This window comes from Deltaproteobacteria bacterium (genome assembly GCA_026712905.1).
Taxonomy (GTDB): Bacteria; Desulfobacterota; Binatia; order UBA9968; family JAJDTQ01; genus JAJDTQ01.
Window position 1 is genome coordinate 16679 of sequence record JAPOPM010000013.1, and the last position, 18371, is coordinate 35049.

Sequence of the window (18371 nt, forward strand, 5' to 3'; positions counted from 1 at the left end):
GGCGGCGCTATCCGCGGGAGCGCGCCAGCTTCCACTCCTCCCCGCGGACGGTCTCGTGGAACAGCTCGTCCACGTTGGGGTCTTTCTTGATCATGCCTTGTTCGCGGGAGTAGCGTGCCAGCGTGCCGAAGTTATTGCGGTTGGTGTCGTTGAGGCCGTAGATCCACGGGTCCTCGCCCATCCGCTCCAACTGCTCCTCCCAAGCGTCACGGAAGAACGCCAGCGGCACGATCCGAGGGTTGTTCATGCGGTTGTAGGCCCACTGCTTGGCCTTCTCGAACGCCACCATCAGGTTCATGGGCACCCAGGGGTGCTTTTCCACGATCTCCCGCTTGACGACGGTAGTGTGCATGATGGGAAAGATTCCAGTGCGCTTGAAGTAGTCCATCTCCACCTGCTTGGGATCGTCGAAAAGGCGCTTGACCCGGGTGTCCCCTTCCAGGATGGGCGCGAGGATGTCGGGGTGGATGACCGCGTCCAGTTCGCCCTCGGCGAGCATTTCCTCGACCCGCTTGCCCTTGGGCAGGCGCTCCATCCGGAGCCCCTCCGGCGGATCGAACGGCACGTCCTCCTCCCTCTCGGCGCGCCATTCCAGGTCCGTGAACGCGACGCCGTACTCGTCCTGCAGGGTGCCGCGGATCCACAGGAGCGCCGTGGCCTGCCAGTTCTTGAGCCCCACGGTCCTGCCTATGAGGTCCTTGGGCGACTGGATGCCCTTGTCCGCGTTGACGAAGATGAAGCCGTGCCGGAACCTGCGGTGCAGGAACACCGGAATGGCGGTGAGGTCGTCCGCTTCGCCGCGGTCCTTGGCCAGCAGGTAGGAGGAGCCCGAATGCTCCCCCACGTCGAACTCGCGGAACCGGGCGATGCGCCAGTGCCGGGTGGACGAGTCCATGTCCGTGAGCACGGTGAGATCGATGCCGTCCGGCTGGATCACTCCCTCCTTGAGGGCGCGGATGCTCTCGTAGTCGCCGCACGCCAGCGTCAAGTGAAGTTTCTCGGCCATTTCGTTACCTCCGGTACTTGGTCATGCCAGTCTGCGCCCTTCGACTTCGCTCGGCGACGCTCAGGACGAACGGAAGTGGGGGTTCCCGACCGTTCGCTCCGAGCCCTTCGACAAGTTCAGGACAGGCCACGCGAAGTCGAAGGATCAGTCGATGGCGAGCCGCTTCGCCCGCCGCACGAAATAGTCCCACATGCTGCCGAGGCGGTGCGGTGTGTAGATCTGGTCGTACTTTTCGCGCGCCTCGTCGTCGCTGCTCCAACTCGGATTGCCCGAGGCGCTGGCCAGGAGCTGGATACGGCACGCCTTCTCCAGGAAGATGGCGTACAGGGTGGCGGTCTCCACGGATTCGGCCACCACGGTGGTGCCGTGGTTCTTCATGAGCACGGCACGGGCCCCCTCCAGCTTCTCGGCGACCTTCACGCCCAACTCCGGCGTGCGGATCAGGATCGTGGTGTAGTCGAACAGCGGCAGCCCGTCGTGGAAGATGGAGCCCTCGTGGCTCACCGGGCGCAACGGCTGCCGCAGGGAGCCGAAGGCCGTGGCGTAGGGCGGATGGCTGTGGATGACGCAGTTCACATCGGGCCGCGCCCTGTAGATCTCGGTGTGGATGAACACCTCGGAGTGGCGCTCGTAGTCCCCCTCGATCTTGTTGCCGTCGAAGTCCACCTTGATGATGTGGTACGGACGGATCTCCTCGAAACCGAAGCTGTGGGGTTTGATCAGCATGGCGTTCTCGCCCGGCACCCGCGCCGACACGTGCCCCAGGATATTGTCCCAATGTCCCTCGATGGCCAGGATGTTGCACGAGATGGCCACCTTGTCCCGCAGCGCTACCAAGTCGTCCATGAAACCCCCGTTCGCTGTCCGTGGTCCGTCTCCCGGAGCCCGGCCGTCTGCCGGCGCCGGGTCCACGATATCACGAGTTGCCTTCCCTGAGCCTGAACCGCTGGATCTTCCCCGTGACGGTCTTGGGCAGATCGTCCACGAACTCCACCCAGCGCGGGTACTTGTACGGCTCGAGGCTGCCCTTGATGAAGTCCTGCAGCGCCTGGCGCAGCGCGTCGGTGCCGTCCTGGCCGTTCTGGAGGATGACGTAGGCTTTGGGCTTGATGAGCCCTTCGCCGTCGGCCTCGCCGGTCACCGCGGCCTCCAGCACCGCGGGATGCTCCATCAGCGCGTTCTCCACCTCGATGGGGGAGACCCACAGGCCGCCCACCTTGAGCATGTCGTCGGAACGGCCACAGTACCAGAAATAGCCGTCGTCGTCGCGGTAGTAGGTGTCGCCGGTCTTGAGCCACTCGCCCTGCATCGTGCGTTGGGTCTGTTCGTGCTTGTTCCAGTAGTAGGGCGCGGTGGCGTCGCCGGCCACGTAGAGGTTTCCCACCTCGCCGTTGGGCACCTCGCGTCCCTCGTCGTCCACCACCTTGGCCACGAACGCCGGCGTCACCTCACCGCTGCTGCCGGCCTTGGCCCGGCCCGGCCGGTTGGCGAGGAAGTCGTGGGTGGCCTCGGTGGAGCCCACCACGTCCAGCAACTCCACGCCGACCTTGTCGCGCCACTGGTGGAACAGCGCCGGGGGCAGCGGCTCGCCCGACGACAGACAGGTCCGGAGGGAGCCGAGGTCGTACTCCTTCTCCACCCGCAGCATGCGCGCGTAGAGCGTGGGCACGGAGAAGAAGAAGGTCGGGCGGTAGCGCTCGATGGTCTGGAGAATCTTCTCCGGATCGGGCCGCTCGGGCCACAGCACGCCGGTGGCGCCGAAGCGGAAGGGAAAGTAGAGGGAGTTTCCCAGTCCGTAGGAGAAGAACAGCTTGGAGGCGGACAAGCAGACATCGTCCTCGGTCATGCCCAGCACCGGCTTCACGAACAGGTCCGTGATGGTGATCATGTCGTGCTGGAGGTGGACCGCGCCCTTGGGGTTGCCCGTGCTCCCCGAGGTGTAGTTCCACATGACCACGTCGTCGCGCCCGGTGGGCTCGGCTTCCAGTTCCGCCGGCTGTCCCTCCATGAGCGCGTCCCACCCGGCGGCGTCGCCGCGCGGCGCCCCGACCACGACCACGTGCTTCAGATACCGCGGCCGCGTGCCGATGGCCTCGATCTCGGGCAGCGCGGACTCGTGCACCACGACGATGCGCGCGCGGCTGTCGTTGAGCAGGTACTCGTAGTCGGCCGCGTGCATCCAGGGGTTGACGGGGATGGGGACGGCGCCGATCTTGATGGCGCCGAAGAAGGCGAAGGCGAACTGCGGACAGTCCGGCAACACCAGCAGCACGCGCTGCTCGGTGTCCAGGCCAAGACCGCGGAACGCGTTTCCTGCCTTGTTGACCGCCTCGTGGACCTGCGCGTAGGTGAACTGCTGGTCCTCGTACAGGATGGCGGTGCGCCCGCCACGGCCGGCGGCGATATTGTCGTCGACGAACGTGGTGGCCGCGTTGTAGGGGTCCGGCAGATCGAGTCGCGGAGCGCTCATGCTTCTCCCGAGTCGCGCGAACCCGGGCCGCCGCCGAACCTCGGCGGCGGGAACCGGTACGGGTTCGGCCTACTCGCCTCCCACCATCTCGGAAGTTTGCTCCGTGGCCATGACCACGGACTTGACCTCGCTGTAGTGCTCCACGGCCTCGTTGCCGTGCTCCTTGCCGACGCCGCTCTGCTTGACGCCGCCGAAGGGGAGCTCGTCGTAGATGATCTGCGCGGAGTTGACCCACGTATAACCCGCGTCCAGATGTTCGGCCGCGTACATGGCCTTGTCGATGTCCTGGGTCCACACCGACGAGCCCAGGCCGAAGATGGAGTCGTTGGCCAGCGCCAAGCCCTCCTCGAGGCTCTTGATCCGCACCACCGGCAGGGCCGGGCCGAACACCTCGTCGCTCAGCAGCTTGGACTTCGGGTCCACGTCCACGACGACGGACGGGTTCAGGAAGTTGCCCTTGTCGAACTCGTCGCCCTTGGGGCGGTCGCCGCCCACCAGCACCTTGGCGCCCTTCTGCACCGCGTCCTCCACCTGCTCCTCCACCTCCTCGCGCTGTCCCTTGGTGTGCAGCGGTCCGAGCATGGTGCCCTTGGTGAGGCCGTTGCCCACCCGCAGCTTGCGTACCTTCTCCACCAGCTTGCCGACGAACTCGTCGTAGATCTCGTCGTAGAGATAGAGTCGCTTCACCGCCAGGCAGGCCTGGCCGCAGTTGAAGTAGCGTCCCACCGAGGCCGCGCTCACGGCCCGGTCGATGTTGGCGTCGCTGCACACGATCATGGGGTCGCTGCCGCCCAGCTCCAGGGTGACCCGCTTGACCTCCTGGGAGGCCACTTCCATGATCCGCTTGCCGGTATCGGTGGCGCCGGTGAAGCCCACCTTGCGGATGACCGGGTTGCGGAGGATCTCCTCGCCCACCGAGCCGCCCGGTCCGGTGACCATGTTGATGGTGCCCTTGGGAAGCCCCGCCTGCTGCACCAGCTCGACACAGCGGGTGGCGGTCAGCGGCGTGGTGCTGGCGGGCTTGATCACCATGGCGTTGCCCGCGAGCAGCGCCGGCCCCACCTTGTTGCCCATCAGCGACACCGGGAAGTTCCACGGCACGATGGAGCCCACCACGCCCATGGGCTTGTGCATGATGAGGCCGTAGCGCCCGTCGGCGAGCTTGACGTAGCCGCCGCGCAGGGTCTTGGCCATGCCGGCGTAGTGCTCCAGGGTGTGGGCGAAGCGGCGGATCTCCAGCACCGACTCCCGGTGCGCCTTGCCCTGCTCCTTGGTGAGGAGCTGGGTGAGCTCTTTCTCGTTTTCCAGCACCAGACGCGCGGCCTCGGAAAGACACTCGCCGCGCTTGGAGGGGGCGAACTTGCCCCATTCCACCGCCGCCTCTGCCGCGGCCGCCACGGCCCTTTGAACGTCTTCCGCCGTACCCTTGGGAATCGTGTCCACCACCTCGCCGGTGGCGGGATTGTAGATGGTGGTGGTCTCGCCGCTTGCCGTATCCGTATACTCGCCTGCAATGAACATCTGCATGGGACGAACTCTCCTCGTGGATTGAATTTATTTGCAGCCCGCGGGACTTGGCCGGGATTCAGTGTGGTATCTCAAGAATCTGCGTCAGTCGAAGGCTGACGCAGAATGAACCATGTCGGGAAAGGGCTGTCAAGGAAGCTCGTTGACGGGTTCGGGCGACTACTTCGACAACGGGCTGGCGGTGCCGGAACACGTCAGAACCGCGTCCGCGTCTCCTTGCCGCTCATCTCCACGTAGATCTTTTCGGACGTGACCGGCTTGCCGTCGAGGCAGTCCTTGAGCCAGTCCACGATGATGGTGCGCGCGGCCGGGTTGCGGATGGAGTGGCGCTCGCCCTCGTAGACATAGAGGATCTTGGGGCAGGTGGCCTCGTCCATGACGTCGTAGACGAACTCGATGGGGCACAGCTCGTCGTCCTCTCCCGCCACCACCATGTACGGGCAGCGGATCCTGGCGGCGACGCCCTCCAGGGTGAGCGTCTTGCAGAACTCGTCGAACTCGGCCTCGTTTTCGTAGCCGGACATGTACATGTAGTTGAGCTTGAAGCTCGGAGCGGCGGTGTTGAAGATGGTGTACTGGCTGGGTTCCATGCACACGCCGGCCACCGCGCACGCCTTGAAGCCGGGCTCGGCCGCGGCCATGCGTGTGCCCCAGTAGGACCCCATGCTGGAGCCGAACACGGCCACGCGCTCGCTGTCGATCTCCGGCCGGGCCTTCATCCATGCGTAGGCCGCCTTGGCGCCGTCCTCGCAGTTGGAGGCCGTGCAGGTGATGCCGCGTTCGCGGGTTTCGCCCTGTCCCGGTCCGTCGATGGAGAGGATCGCCAGGCCGCGGTCCAGCAGCGGGTCGCCCATGAGCGGGTTGTCCTCCTTCACGCCGTCCATGCCCGGCTGGTAGAGGATGCACGGCAGTTGCTCGCCCGGCGCCAGCTTGCGCGGCAGGTGCAGCAGCGCCGCCATCTGCCCGCCCGGCATCGGCAGGTCCACCCGCTCGATGGGGTGGTCGGCGAACTCGATGTAGCGGTCGTAGCAGTCGCGCTTGCTCTCCGCCCAGGCCATGCGCTTGGGGTTGCCGTCCTCGAAGATGCCCCACTGGGCCGCGGTGTAGTAGGTGGCGGCCACGTAGTAGTGCTCGCGCGCCTCCACCGTGTGCCCCAGCGCCTCCGCCGCCCGCCCTCTCTTCTCCCGGCTTTCCGCGGCGCGGGAGAACTCCCGCGGAAAGTCCGTGAACTTCTGCACCCGCTGGCCGATGCCGCGCAGTTCTCCGGCGATGCCCGGGCCGCAGTTCCGCAGCATCTTGTTCGACCGCCCCTGGTCGAAGTCCAGGCCGCTCACCTTGATGACCTGATCCAGGACCCAACGTTGCTCCTGCCAGCGTTTCGTCTTCCTCTCGGTGCTTGCGCGCATGGTGAGATTTCCTTCCTCCTTGGTGTATGTATGGGGTTCGGCAACAGGGGATGGCACGCCGCACCGGCTCCTGAACCCTTCGCTGAGGTCTTTATATGACCGCGGGGGCCGGAATCAACTACACATGGACGGCCGGATGGACTACTCTTGCAACACCAACGTTCAGTGTATCCGACATTCGATCATGCGCATCCAGCACCGAATCGGGTCCGCCCGTGCCGGCCTCCTGGCGGCCCTCCTTTTTCTTGCGCCCGCGCCGCTGGCCGCCGCCTCGCTCGACGACCCGTTCGTCTCCTCCGAGCGCCAGTGGGTCGTCACCGACGAGAAGTTCGAGCTGTCCCTCAAGCGCTTCCGGCAGTACAAGCGGGAGCCGCGGCCGCTGCCGGTGATCCTGATCCACGGGCTCCTGGTGAACAGCTCTTTTCTGGACTTCGGGCGCGCCAGCCTCGCGGAGTATCTCGCCGAGGCGGGTTTCGACGTCTGGAACCTGTCGCTACGCGGCACCGGCCGGAGCCTCAACCCCCTGGGCTGGGGGAACAAGCCGTGGAATCTGGACGACATCTTGAGGAAAGACCTGCCCGCGGTCATCGAGCACGTGCGCAAGCAGGCCGGCGGCGCGGACGTCCTGGTGGTGGGTTACGAGCTTGGCGGAGCGCTGGCCCTGGCCCATGTCGGCCGGACCCCCGAGCACGGCGTCGCCGGAGTCGTCAGCATCGCCGCGCCCATGTCGTTCGACAGTCCCGCTCAGGACTGGCTCGACACCCTGCTCAAGCTCGATCGGGTGCCGCTGTTGCGCACCACGCTGCTGCACATGAACTCGTCCGGGCTGAACCGCATGTTGTTCTTCATGCCGTGGTTCGAGGACGCGTTCTACAACCGCAAGAACATGGCGCAGTCGGTCCGGCAGGAGTTCCTGGACACCGCCCTCACGCCGGTCAACAGGGGGGTGCTGGATCAGATCGTCACCGCCGTGGAACAGGACGAGTTCGTCAGCGCCGACGGCAAGACGAGCTACCGGGACACGTTGTCCGGGATAACCATACCGGTTCTCCTGGTGGGTGGAGGCACCGACTCCATCGCGCCGCCCGAGGCCCTCGAGCAGGTCTACCGGGAGTTGGGCTCGGAGGACCGGGACCTGATGATCTTCTGGCCGGACCCGGGCGAGGACGTGAGCTACGGTCACTTCGACCTGATCCTGGGCCGGAAGGCCAAGGACGAAGTCTTTCCGCTCATCCGGAGCTGGCTGGAGGCGCAGGCCGGGGGCCGGGATTTTCTGAGCCTTCCGCGCTAAAGGAGTGTTGCCCTTGGCCGATGATTCCTCTTGGGAGGGATCAACGGCCATGGGCGCACTCGCACCAGCGGAACCGTTTCGGGCGCTTCTGCTCTTCGTGTTCGGCTCCTGCATCGGGAGCTTCCTGAACGTCTGCATCACCCGTCTGCCGGCGGGCGAGTCCATCCTTGCCCCGGCGTCCCACTGCCGCTCCTGCAAGGAGCCGCTCCCGTTCCGGGCGAACCTGCCGTTGATCAGCTACCTGTTGCTGCGCGCGCGTTGCGCTCTCTGCGGCGCCCGCATCCCGGTGCGCTACTGGCTGGTGGAACTGGGCGCGGCGCTGGCGACCCTCGCCGGTTATCTGCGAGTCGGCGCCGGTCCGCGCCTGGGGGTCCACCTCTCCTTCGTCTGCGCCCTGGTGGCGGCGGCGGTGATCGATCTCGAGACCGGCATCATTCCCGACGCCATCAGCGTTTACGGCACGGCCGCGGCGTTCGCGCTGTCGTGGTGCGCGCCCGCCCTCTCCATCGAGGACTTTCCTTCGCCCGGCGGTTCGCTCCTGGGGGCGCTGTGCGGCGGCGGCGTGCTGTGGGCCACGGCCGCCGGCTACCGCGCCGTCACCGGCCGGGACGGCCTCGGCGGCGGCGACGTCAAGCTGCTGGCGATGATCGGCTCCTTCGCCGGCTGGGAACGGGTCCCCGGTATTCTGGCGGTGAGCGCCCTGGCGGGTTCCGTGTGCGGCATCGGGCTCGCGTGCGTCAGGAAGGACGTTTCGTTGAAGACTCCCTTGCCGTTCGCGCCCTTCCTGAGTCTGGGGGCGCTTGTGTGCCTGTACACAAGCGCCTGCCGTGTCTCTGCCGGCCGTTGAGGAACCCGACATGCCGCCAGCGTCTGCTTCCACCGCCGGATTTTCCCTGCTGGGTCAAATGATCACCGTGGCCCTCGCCGGCATCATGCTGACCATCGCGGTGCCGGGCTACCTGAAGGTGATGCCCAGGCACCGCCTCCACGGCGCGGCGCGCCAAGTGACCGGGGACCTCATGTGGGCGCGCATGAAGGCGATCCAGCGCAACAACCGCTACCGGATCTTCTTCCTCAACGACCGCGAGTACCAAATACTCGACGACGCGGACAACGACGGCTCCGTGGACCCCGGCGAGTGGACGTTCACGCGGGACCTCCAGGCGGACTACAGGGACGTGGTGGTCCGCTCCAATAACAACCCGGTGTTCAGCCCGCGCGGAACGGCCAGCCATCTGGCGACCATCACCCTCACCAACCCGGCGGGCACGAAGCGCGTCAGCATCAGCATCGCGGGCCGCGTGCGCATCCGCTGACGGGAGACGCCATGACACGACCGCGTTCGTCGTTGGCCGGACAACGGGGCTTCTCCATGATCGAGCTGCTGGTGGCGATGCTGATCCTGTCGACCGCGCTCCTGGGGCTCGGACGCGTCGCCATCGGAGTGGTCCAGGGAAACCTCCGGAGCCGCGACCACAGCGTTGCCACGTTCCTGGCCCAGGATCGCATCGAGAGTCTCAGGGGTGGCGGAGGCGCCGTCGCCCCGGCCACGGAGGACTACGGTGCAATACCCGACTTCCCCGGTTTCAGACGGGTCACCGAGGTCCTGCGGGACACCCCCGAGAGGGGCTTGAGCACCGTCACGGTGACCGTCTCCTGGGATCAGGGCGAGCGCTCGGCGGTCCTCCGGACCCTTGTGGGCCGGTGATGCGCCTGTTTTTCGACGCGGACCGGCGCCGGCGACGACTTGGTTTCCGGAACGCCGGGTGGAGGCGCGGCCGCTGGTCCTTCGCCCGGGGCTTCACGCTTATCGAGCTCCTGGTGGTGCTGGCGATCCAGGGGATTCTGCTCGCCGCGGTGGTCACGAGCTTCACCGGCCAGCTCACCGCTCACGACCTTCAGGAGCAGATCACCGCCATGCATCAGAACGCCCGCGCGGCCATGACCATGGTTGTCGGCGAGGCGAGGAAGGCCGGTTACGATCCGGCGGGCGTGGGTTTCGCGGGCATAACCTACGATCCTGTCCGATTGCGCATCGCGGTCGACCACAACGGCGACGGCGACTTGTCGGACTCCAACGAGCGGGTCGTCTACTTTCACGACGCCACCGGCATGGTCCTCCGGCGCGATACCGGCGGCGGCGGGCAGCCGGTGGTGGAGGACGTGCAGTCCTTTGCCGTGGAGTACCTGGACGGTGCGGGCGGCTCGACCACGGCCACGGCGGTGATACGAAGGCTCCGGGTTACCATCACCACGCGGACCTCCAAGCGGGATCCGCGTTACCCGCGGAACGGCGGCTACCGTACCCACACGCTCCGTTCCGTCGTGACGCCGGTCAACCTGGGGCTGGTGCCGTGAGCGGATCCGAACAGGCTCACGAGTCCGCGGGATTGTCTTGCATCGGTTCCGGCGCGGCCTCGCCGGGCCGGGTCATGAGATACTCGCAGTCCTGTTTCTCGGGCAACTGCCGAAGCTGCGCGATGACCCCTTCGGCCTCCTCGCGGGAGTAGTAGAGGCCCACCGTGCTGATGGCGCCGTCGGGCCGGCGCTCGTGAAGATAGTACTTGTCCAAGACGCCCCTCAGTACTTCGGAGACTTGTAGCCGATGCGCTTGCGGTGCTTCATGAACGTCTTGAAAGTGGTGCGGTGGCTTTGGACGTTGAACGGGCAGACGTCCACGCACAGGTGACAGTACTCGTCGCGCAGGCGCGAGTAGGGGTAGCACTTCTCCAGGTCGATGAGCCAGCGCTTGATGCCCTCGGTGACCACGTGCTCCTTGGGAATCGCGTCGCCCGGGCAGTTGAGCATGCACACGTTGCAGTTCATGCAGAAGTCCTGGACGCCGAACTCCCGCGGCTCGTCCACGTCCAGCGGCAGGTCGGTGGTGACGAAGCCGGGACGGAAGTCCGCGCCGAATTTCTCGTTGATCAGGCTGCCGTGGCGACCCAGCTCGCCGAACCCCACCTGGTAGAACACCGGGATCGCCTGCACCTCGCGCACGCCGTTGTGATGCGCCCACGCGGGATACCCCAGGTCGCGAACGTAGGCGGCCAGCTCGGTGGCCAGATCGGAGCACGCCGCGTAGACGCGCATGGCCTCTTCTTCCACCGCGTCCGCGCCTTCGAGTACCTTGTGGTAGTCTTCGGTGATGCACGCCGCGATGACGAACTCGTGGGGCACCTCTTCGCCCAGGTCGATCATGGTCGGCGTGAGCCGGCAGATCCCCACGAGGTCCGCGCCCAGTTCGTGCGCCTTGGCCTTGACTTGCGCGGTCATGGCCGCGCGGTCCGTCACCTCGACCCGTTGCGGGTTCACCGGACCGTCGCGGAACTTGGCGTTTTCCACCCAACGATCGGTGTATCCGACCACCTTCTCCGATCGGCTGGCGTAGTGGGGCACCTTTTCCATACCCAGGTCGTGAACCATGGTGGACAGCACGGGATCGGCCAGTCCCTGCATCCGTCTGGGTGTTGTTCCGCGCATGGAAAGCTCCTGTCTTGCCGTGACTACGGTCCTGCCGGACTACGGTTGCCTTCTCACGGTCAGCCGTACCAGACCCGTTGGCCGCGTTGCAACAAGGGCACCGTCCATGTTGCCTGCCAGTGCGACGCTACGCTCCGGGCGAACGAGGTTTGGCCGGGCTCCTCCAAGCGTTCGCCCTGAGCCTGTCGACGATCTCGGGGCAGGCGCGGCGAAGCGCGGTCGGCGGGCGCCCACTGTTGCTGCAAGCCGATTCGCGCTACGAACACGAGCGAGCCATGGCGCAGACCATCATCCAGATCGCGGGAGTCCGGGACGAGGGCGAGGCGGGGATGCTCGTAGCGAACGGCGTCCACCGGCTCGGGTTTCCCATCGGGCTGGACGTGCACGCGGAGGATCTGCCGGCGGACGAGGCGGCCGCGGTCATCGAACGCCTCGACATTGGCTTTCAGGCTTGGCTGATCACCTACCGCCACGACCCGCGCGCCGTGGCCGCCATGTGCCGCCGGCTCGGCTGCGCCGGCGTCCAACTGCACGGCGATGCCGGCCCGGACGCGCTGAGGCGGTTCAAGGCTCTGTGCCCGGGCCTCCAGGTGGTGAAGAGCTTGGTGGTGCGGGAGGGAAACCTGGCGGAGTTGGAAGAGCGGGTCCGGGCGCTGGCCGCGCACGTAGACGGTTTCATCACCGACACCTTCGATCCAGCCAGTGGCGCGTCCGGGGCCACCGGCAAGACTCACGATTGGGGCGTCAGCCGCCGATTGGTGGAACTGAGTCCCCGACCTGTCATACTGGCGGGAGGATTGACGCCGGAGAACGTGGCCCGGGCCATCGAAACCGTCAGGCCCGCGGGCGTCGACGTCCACACCGGTGTCGAGGACGGCTCCGGCCGCAAGGACCCCGCGCGGGTGCGTGCTTTCGTGTCCAACGCATCGGCGGCGTTCGCCGCGCTCGCGCGGACCTAGGCAAGGAGCGGTCGCTTGTGACGCGGGACACCGGAGGCCAAGTCACAGGTCATGAAACGGGAGCGACGATGAAACTGGGACTGAGCCCGTTGCAGGGCACCGACAGCTTCGAGGAAACCATTTGGGAATGCGAGCGCGCGGAGGAGGCCGGGTTCGATTCGGTCTGGCTCGGCGAGCACCACAACAATCCCGTGCTCTATCCGGCGCCGCTGCTCGGGCTCGCCGCCATCGCCGCGCGCACGCGCCGGGTGGCCCTGGGCACCGGAGTGCTGCTGCTGCCGCTCTACCACCCCATGTGCGTGGCCGAAGAGGGAGCCATGGTGGACATGATCTCCGGGGGCCGCCTCATCCTCGGGGTGGGAGCCGGGTACGCTCCCGAGGAGTTCGCCGCCTTCGGCCTGTCCGTGAAGCAGCGCGGCAGCCGCCTCGACGAGGGCGCGGCGCTGCTTCGGCGGCTCTGGACCGAGACCCACGTCACCCACGACGGGCGCTACTTCCACGTAAACGACGCCACGGTGGGGCCGAGGCCGGTGCAGCAGCCGGCGCCGCCCATCTGGTTCGGCGCCTGGACCGCCCCGGCCATCGAGCGCGCCGCCCGCCTCGGCGACGCATGGCTCGCGGGTCCGTCCGCTGCCCTGTCCGAGCTGGCATCCTGCGCCGAGGCCTATCGCCGGGCGTGCTCCGAGCTGGGCAAGACGCCGGGCGAGATCGCCGCCTTCCGCTACGTCTTCGTCGCCGACACCACCGAGCAGGCGCTCGCGTCCGCCGGCGATTCCTTCATCCAGGCCTACGAGAACATGTACTTCCGCTGGCCCCACCCGGTGATCAAGCGGCCCGCCGGGGACCTCACCATCGAGCGCCTGGCCGAGAACCGCATCATCCTGGGCGATCCCGAAACCTGCGCGCGGGAGATCGCGCGCTTTCGGCAGGAGCTGGGGCTCACCCATCTCATCTGCCGCTTCTCCGTCCCCGGCATTTCCCGCGAGGCGTCCGCATCGTCCCTCGACCTGTTCGCACGGGAGGTGATGCCGGCCCTGCGGTGAAGACCACGGGACCTCCTTGTCAGGTTGTGTGAGAACTTGCGACGGGCAGGGAGTTACGTATCGTCATTCCCGCGAAACAGGCTGTGTCAAAACGTCGCTCGGGCAAGCATGGCGCCAACCCCCCGATTCGTCATTCCCGCGGAAGCGGGAATCCAGGGGTGGTGGTGGGGCACTACAGCGGCGTTTCCCCGCCTCCCGACCCCTGGATTCCCGCTTCCGCGGGAATGACGAATCAGGGGGTTGGTGCCTCTCCCAGATGGTGTTTTGACACAACCTGGAAAGCAAGAATCCAGGGATGGAGTGGGGCCGCTGGAATGCCGTCAAGGCGCGTCGGTGCCATCGCGTCTCCCGGCGGAGTCTTCCAGGCGTGACTCGATCGCACGCCAGTCCTTGACCAACGCGGGGTCCTCCGCCATGCGCTCGCGGACACGCCTCCGTTCGTGGCTTACGGCGCTGTAGTCGAGGCCTCCCAGGTGCGCGCCGATGGCCTGCTGGGTCATTCCCGCATAGCGGTACATGAGCTCCATCAAGAGGCCGCGTTGGTCGCGGCAACGGCCTCGCTTTCGCTGCAGTCGCGCGGGCGGCAGTTGGAAGTGGGCCGCCACCTCGGCGGTGATGCGTGCGGGTTGGAGGCGCCGCGCGCGTCGCTCCGGCGTTTCCCCCGGAACGGCTCCGGCTACGTCGGACCCCCGTCCCGCCGCGGCAGCCCAGAAACGGTCGTCCCCCAGCACCACCTGGCCGCGCACGGCTTTCCACGGAGTCGGTACGCCCTGTTCCAAGCCGTCCTGTACGAACCGGCCATAGCGCTGCCGCGATTCTCCCACCTCCGCGAGCACGGCGTCGTAGTGCACCCACGATTCCCGGCGCCGCGCGGACACGTACCCTCCGAGGCTGCTCCAGCGGTACAGCCACAGTTGCCGGATCTGGTCGGGAACCGTGGGTCGCCGGCGGACCACGCGCACCGGATTCATGTGCACGTACCGGCTCAGCGCGAGCAAGTGTGCGTCGGGCTGGAACAGGATCGACTTGAACCGGCCTTGGTAGAGGTGCCCCGTGCGCCGATGGCGTCGGTTGAAGAAGGATGTGTACGCGACGTTGAAGTGCCGCATGAAGTCCGAGAGGTTGGCCCCGGGGGTTTCCACCATCAGGTGGAAGTGGTTGTGCATCAGCACGAAGGCGTGCAACCGGACGTCATAGATCTCCAACGATTTCCGCAACCGTTCGAGGAACGCCTGCCGGTCGTCGTCGTCAGTGAAGATCCTTCTGCGGTCGTTGCCCCGGCAGGTGACGTGGTAGTGCGCGTGCGGGTACTCGATCCGTAACGGCCGTGCCATGACGCTCCCCTGGAGTTCAAGGTTTGACCCCCAAGCCGCATTATCGCCGACGTAGACTGGATGTCAAGGAAGGAGGTGATGGCAAGACTCCGCTCGGCCACGCAACGGCACCGCCATCCCGAAACGACATTCCCGTGGAACAGGCTGTGTCGAAACCCGTGAGGCAAGGACCCTACGATTCGTCATTCCCGCGGAAGCGGGAATCCAGGGGTGGGGAGGCGGTCGCTCCGGATGGCGCCGCGGACGCGTTCAGTCCGCCAGTCGCTCGATCACCGCATCGGCGAAGGCCTCGGTGCCCAGGTCTCCGCCCAGGTCGGGGGTCTTGCGGTCCTCGTCGAGGGCCAGGTCGTAGGCGGTCTTGATGCGCTCGGCGACTTGGCGGCAGCCTTCGTCTTCGCGCGTGTCCGCCAGGTGGTTGAGCATCATCACCGCGGACATCAGCATGGCCAGCGGATTGGCCGCCCCGGTTCCCGCGATGTCCGGCGCGGAGCCGTGCACCGCCTCGAAGACGGCCCGGTCCTCGCCGAAGTTGGCCCCGGGCACCACCCCGAGTCCGCCCACGAGGCCCGCGCACAGGTCGCTGATGACGTCGCCGTAGAGGTTCTCCAACAGCAGCACGTCGAAGCGGCCCGGGTCCTGGACCAGCTTCATGCAGCCCGCGTCGATGATGTTCTCCTCGTACTCGATGTTCGGGTACTCGTGCTGGTGGATGCGGCGGGCGCACTCCAGGAACAGGCCGTCCGTGACCTTCATGATGTTGGCCTTGTGGAAGACCGTGATCTTGCGGCGCTGGCGCCGGGTGGCGAAGCGGAACGCCCAGTGGGCGATCCGCAGGCTGGCGCTCTTGGTCGCCACCTTCATGCTCATCACGACGTCGTCGGTGACCTGGTTTTCGACGCCGCTGTAGAGTCCTTCGGTGTTCTCGCGCACGATGATGAGGTCCACGTCGTCGAACCGGGTCTGGACGCCCGCCAGCGAGCGTACCGGGCGCACGGCGGCGTACAGGTTCAGGCGCTGCCGCAGTTGGACGTTGACCGAGGTGAAACCCTCGCCCACCGGTGTGGTGCACGGTCCCTTGAGAGCGATCCCACGGTGCTCGATGGCCTCGATGGTGGACTCCGGAAGCACGTCCGAGCCGTGTTCCAGCGCGGCCACGCCTGCCTTGCATTCGGTCCACTCGACGGGCGCGCCGGCCGCGTCCATGACCCGCCGCACCGCTGCCGTGATTTCGGGGCCGATGCCGTCCCCGGGGATGAGTACTGCGGAATGTGTCTTCATGGCTCTTGAACCGTTTCCGATGTTGTCGTTCGTCATGCCGTCGGGCGTAGCGCCCGCGGGAGAGCCTCCAGTATAGCCGAGGGAAGCGGGTTTTGCATTTTCAACCCCTTTCTGGCAACGGACTGTTGCAAGGGACGACGATGTTCGAGGGATTCGCGACACACGATATCGACCGCGGGAATGCCACCATCCATTGCCGCGCCGGCGGTCAGGGCAACCCCGTCCTGCTGTTGCATGGATTCCCGCAGAGTCACGTGCAGTGGCATCGGCTGGCGCCGCTGCTGATGGACGAATTCACGCTGGTTGTCCCCGACCTCCGCGGTTACGGAGCGAGCCGGGGACCCGAGCCCGATTCGGAGCACGTCAACTACTCCAAGCGTGAGATGGCCAAGGACATGGTTCATGTCATGTCGGAGCTTGGTCATGACCGGTTCGGCGTCGTCTCGCATGACCGCGGCGCGAGGGTGGGTTATCGGCTGGCTCTCGATTCTCCCGAGCGGGTCAGCCATTTCGTAAGCCTGGACACCGTCCCGACGCTGGACTCCTGGGAGGCCACGGACATGAACGTCTCCATCAGGCGTTTCCACTGGTCCTTCCTGGCTCAACCCGCGCCCTTGCCCGAACGAATGATCGGCGCGGACCCGGACTTCTTCATCATGCACCTGCTGGATCGGTGGGCCGGAGGGCCGGGGTTGTTGGATCCGGCGGCGGTCGAAGCGTACAAGGCGGCGTTCCGAAGACCCAGCGTGCGGCAGGCGATGCTGGAAGACTACCGCGCCGGCGCAACCATCGACTTCGAGCACGATCGGCAAGACCGGCAGACGGGACGGAAGCTCCGGTGCCCGGTCCTGGTGGTGCGCGGGTCGCCGCGCCGGCCCAAACCGCTGGGCCCGGTTTGGGAACGTTGGGCCGATGACGTGTCCGAGGCTGCCTTGGACTGCGGCCACTTCATCGCCGAGGAGGCGCCGGAGGCTTGTGCGGAAGCCGTTCGCCGTTTCCTGTCGGCCGGGTAGGGCGGCCTTGCCGCTGCATTACGGGGGTACGACCGATGAGCGCACAGGTGGAAATCCGGCTCGACGTTCCGTACGGGGGCGGCCCCGACGGCAAGCTTGGCAACGACGTGTACCTGCCCGCCGGCCCGGGACCGCATCCGGCGCTGCTGTGCTTTCACGGCGGCGCCTGGGCCCACGGCAGCCACCGCCAGTACCAGGAGTGGGGGCCGTGGCTGGCGGCCCGGGGCTATGCCCTGGTGGCGGTGGACTACCGGTTGTCGAAGAACGTCTCGCCGTCGTGGCCGGGCGTGCACGAGGACATCCGGCGGGCGTCGCGCTGGCTGATCGAAGAGGCGCCCGGGCTGCGCGTCGACGCCACGCGGCTGGGTTTCGTGGGCGATTCCGCCGGCGGACACATGGCGGCGCTGCTTTCCCTGGAGGATTGGGTCCGGCCGCATCTGCGCACGGTGGTGGGAGTCTACGGCATCTACGACCTCTTGGACTGGTGGGAGGTGACCCAAAAGCGCAACGACGACCCGGTGGGCCGGCTCATGGGCCGTACGCCCGTCGAGGCTCCGGAAGATTACCGCCGTTTCTCGCCCCTCCAGGGGGTCGAGGCCCAAGGGGTGCCGCCCGGGGTGCCCTACCTCATCATCCACGGCGAGCAGGACCCCATCGTCCACCACAACCAGTCGGAACGCTTCATCGCCGCCCTGCGCGCGGCCGGCGCCGAGGTCGAGACCCTGTTCGTCCCGGACGCCGGCCACTCGTGGTTCACCTACCTGCCGGGAGAACCCGACCGCCGCCGCGTCGATCAGGAGCCCAACGTCACCGTGGCGCCGGTGCTGCTCGACTTCCTGGAGCGCACGCTGGCATCCCGCGGTTAGAACCCCAGTTCCGAGTCAGGGTGCGGGCCTCGCTCAGACCAGCCGTTTCTCCAGAAAAACGCTGAGCGGGTCCTCTCGATAGTCCCCGAAAGGAGGAATACGCACGTATCCGGAATGTTCGTAGAGGGCGAGCGCCTCGGGTTGACGGACGCCAGTCTCCAATCGCGCGAGGTCGATGCCGTGGGTGAGGAGATCGGTTTCGAGCGCCTCCATCATCGCCCGACCAACGCCACGGCGGCGGGCGGCCGGATCGACGAATACGCGCTTGATCTCACCGTAGCCCCCAGGCATGCGCTTCACGGCCCCGCATCCAACCGCTTCACCGCCGACAAAGGCGGCGAGGAAGGTCACGTCCGACCCTTCCAACACCTCGATCGGATCGAGGTGGTTGCTCTCAGCCGGATACAGGGATGTCTGAAGCCGGTCGAGTTCGCCGATAAGCCGGCGGACCGCCGGGTCCGCCGGCGCGAGAGGCCGAATCTCGACGGCCACGCCGTCTTCTCCAGGCATGTGGGCTCACTCCTCTTCCACAAGTAACAATTGGCAACCCGCCAGATTAGCCCATCTTTAACATGAATGTGGGGATTTAGGGTATTTTGTGTACGGGTGCACCATCTAACCTATTGAATTCATTGAGATCATGTTTCTGGGGACGGAATGTAGTGCCATACTAATGTATCATGGCTTGCATTCCG

The 18371-nt window shown here is 66.6% G+C and carries 19 protein-coding genes; 9 read left to right on the top strand and 10 right to left on the bottom strand.

Going from position 1 to position 18371, the window contains the following annotated elements; all coding sequences use genetic code 11:
- Positions 1–7 precede the first annotated feature (7 nt).
- From OXF11_00705 to OXF11_00725, 5 genes are all read right to left on the bottom strand, one after another.
- On the bottom strand, positions 8–1006 hold the full coding sequence (locus tag OXF11_00705; protein ID MCY4485625.1) for an ABC transporter substrate-binding protein: 999 nt from the start codon (positions 1004–1006) through the stop codon (positions 8–10).
- Positions 1007–1150: 144 nt separating this feature from the next.
- The gene (locus OXF11_00710) at positions 1151–1852 is read right to left on the bottom strand and encodes a class II aldolase/adducin family protein (protein ID MCY4485626.1); all 702 of its coding nucleotides are present in this window, start codon (positions 1850–1852) and stop codon (positions 1151–1153) included.
- A gap of 70 nt (positions 1853–1922) precedes the next feature.
- Positions 1923–3476 carry a benzoate-CoA ligase family protein gene (locus OXF11_00715; GenBank protein ID MCY4485627.1) on the bottom strand — a complete coding sequence of 518 codons (1554 nt, stop codon included), beginning with the start codon at positions 3474–3476 and terminating at the stop codon, positions 1923–1925.
- Between the two features lie 69 nt (positions 3477–3545).
- Entirely contained in the window at positions 3546–5003 is a 1458-nt protein-coding gene (locus OXF11_00720) for an aldehyde dehydrogenase family protein (protein MCY4485628.1), read from the bottom strand.
- A 194-nt stretch (positions 5004–5197) separates the two neighbouring features.
- Positions 5198–6409 (bottom strand): alpha/beta hydrolase, encoded by a 1212-nt coding sequence (locus OXF11_00725; GenBank protein ID MCY4485629.1) that lies wholly within the window; start codon positions 6407–6409, stop codon positions 5198–5200.
- Between the two features lie 184 nt (positions 6410–6593).
- On the opposite strand from OXF11_00725, the gene OXF11_00730 reads away from it, so the two are divergent.
- The 5 genes from OXF11_00730 to OXF11_00750 are packed head-to-tail and all read left to right on the top strand — an operon-like array spanning position 6594 to position 10058.
- Complete coding sequence (locus OXF11_00730) at positions 6594–7700, top strand: alpha/beta fold hydrolase (GenBank protein MCY4485630.1); 1107 nt, start codon at positions 6594–6596, stop codon at positions 7698–7700.
- A gap of 49 nt (positions 7701–7749) precedes the next feature.
- Positions 7750–8547: a prepilin peptidase gene (locus tag OXF11_00735; protein ID MCY4485631.1), complete on the top strand. Its 798-nt coding sequence runs from the start codon at positions 7750–7752 to the stop codon at positions 8545–8547.
- Positions 8548–8557: 10 nt separating this feature from the next.
- Positions 8558–9016, top strand: coding sequence for a GspH/FimT family pseudopilin (locus tag OXF11_00740; protein MCY4485632.1), 459 nt, complete (start codon positions 8558–8560; stop codon positions 9014–9016).
- 11 nt (positions 9017–9027) lie between these two features.
- Entirely contained in the window at positions 9028–9408 is a 381-nt protein-coding gene (locus OXF11_00745; protein MCY4485633.1) for a prepilin-type N-terminal cleavage/methylation domain-containing protein, read from the top strand.
- On the top strand, positions 9408–10058 hold the full coding sequence (locus OXF11_00750) for a prepilin-type N-terminal cleavage/methylation domain-containing protein (GenBank protein MCY4485634.1): 651 nt from the start codon (positions 9408–9410) through the stop codon (positions 10056–10058). Before OXF11_00745 ends, OXF11_00750 begins: the two co-directional genes overlap by 1 nt.
- Positions 10059–10074: 16 nt before the next feature.
- On the opposite strand, the gene OXF11_00755 is transcribed toward OXF11_00750, so the two are convergent.
- Together OXF11_00755 and OXF11_00760 are read right to left on the bottom strand one after the other, a co-directional pair.
- Positions 10075–10272, bottom strand: coding sequence for a hypothetical protein (locus tag OXF11_00755; GenBank protein ID MCY4485635.1), 198 nt, complete (start codon positions 10270–10272; stop codon positions 10075–10077).
- A gap of 8 nt (positions 10273–10280) precedes the next feature.
- On the bottom strand, positions 10281–11183 hold the full coding sequence (locus OXF11_00760) for a 4Fe-4S dicluster domain-containing protein (GenBank protein MCY4485636.1): 903 nt from the start codon (positions 11181–11183) through the stop codon (positions 10281–10283).
- Positions 11184–11332: 149 nt separating this feature from the next.
- Here OXF11_00760 and OXF11_00765 point away from each other — a divergent pair, with 149 nt between their 5' ends.
- Together OXF11_00765 and OXF11_00770 are read left to right on the top strand one after the other, a co-directional pair.
- The gene (locus OXF11_00765; protein ID MCY4485637.1) at positions 11333–12142 is read left to right on the top strand and encodes a phosphoribosylanthranilate isomerase; all 810 of its coding nucleotides are present in this window, start codon (positions 11333–11335) and stop codon (positions 12140–12142) included.
- A gap of 68 nt (positions 12143–12210) precedes the next feature.
- A complete protein-coding gene (locus OXF11_00770; protein ID MCY4485638.1) occupies positions 12211–13185 on the top strand; it encodes an LLM class flavin-dependent oxidoreductase in 975 nt (324 codons plus the stop codon).
- Positions 13186–13505: 320 nt separating this feature from the next.
- Here the strand turns inward: OXF11_00770 and OXF11_00775 are convergent, their stop codons facing one another.
- Positions 13506–14519 (bottom strand): transposase, encoded by a 1014-nt coding sequence (locus OXF11_00775; GenBank protein MCY4485639.1) that lies wholly within the window; start codon positions 14517–14519, stop codon positions 13506–13508.
- A gap of 249 nt (positions 14520–14768) precedes the next feature.
- Positions 14769–15797, bottom strand: a complete 1029-nt coding sequence (locus OXF11_00780) for an isocitrate/isopropylmalate family dehydrogenase (protein MCY4485640.1) — start codon at positions 15795–15797, stop codon at positions 14769–14771.
- A gap of 140 nt (positions 15798–15937) precedes the next feature.
- On the opposite strand from OXF11_00780, the gene OXF11_00785 reads away from it, so the two are divergent.
- A complete protein-coding gene (locus tag OXF11_00785) occupies positions 15938–16810 on the top strand; it encodes an alpha/beta hydrolase (GenBank protein ID MCY4485641.1) in 873 nt (290 codons plus the stop codon).
- Positions 16811–16845: 35 nt separating this feature from the next.
- Positions 16846–17676 (top strand): alpha/beta hydrolase, encoded by an 831-nt coding sequence (locus OXF11_00790; GenBank protein MCY4485642.1) that lies wholly within the window; start codon positions 16846–16848, stop codon positions 17674–17676.
- Positions 17677–17709: 33 nt separating this feature from the next.
- Here OXF11_00790 and OXF11_00795 read toward each other — a convergent pair whose 3' ends face one another.
- Positions 17710–18186, bottom strand: a complete 477-nt coding sequence (locus tag OXF11_00795) for a GNAT family N-acetyltransferase (GenBank protein ID MCY4485643.1) — start codon at positions 18184–18186, stop codon at positions 17710–17712.
- Positions 18187–18371: the final 185 nt, after the last annotated feature.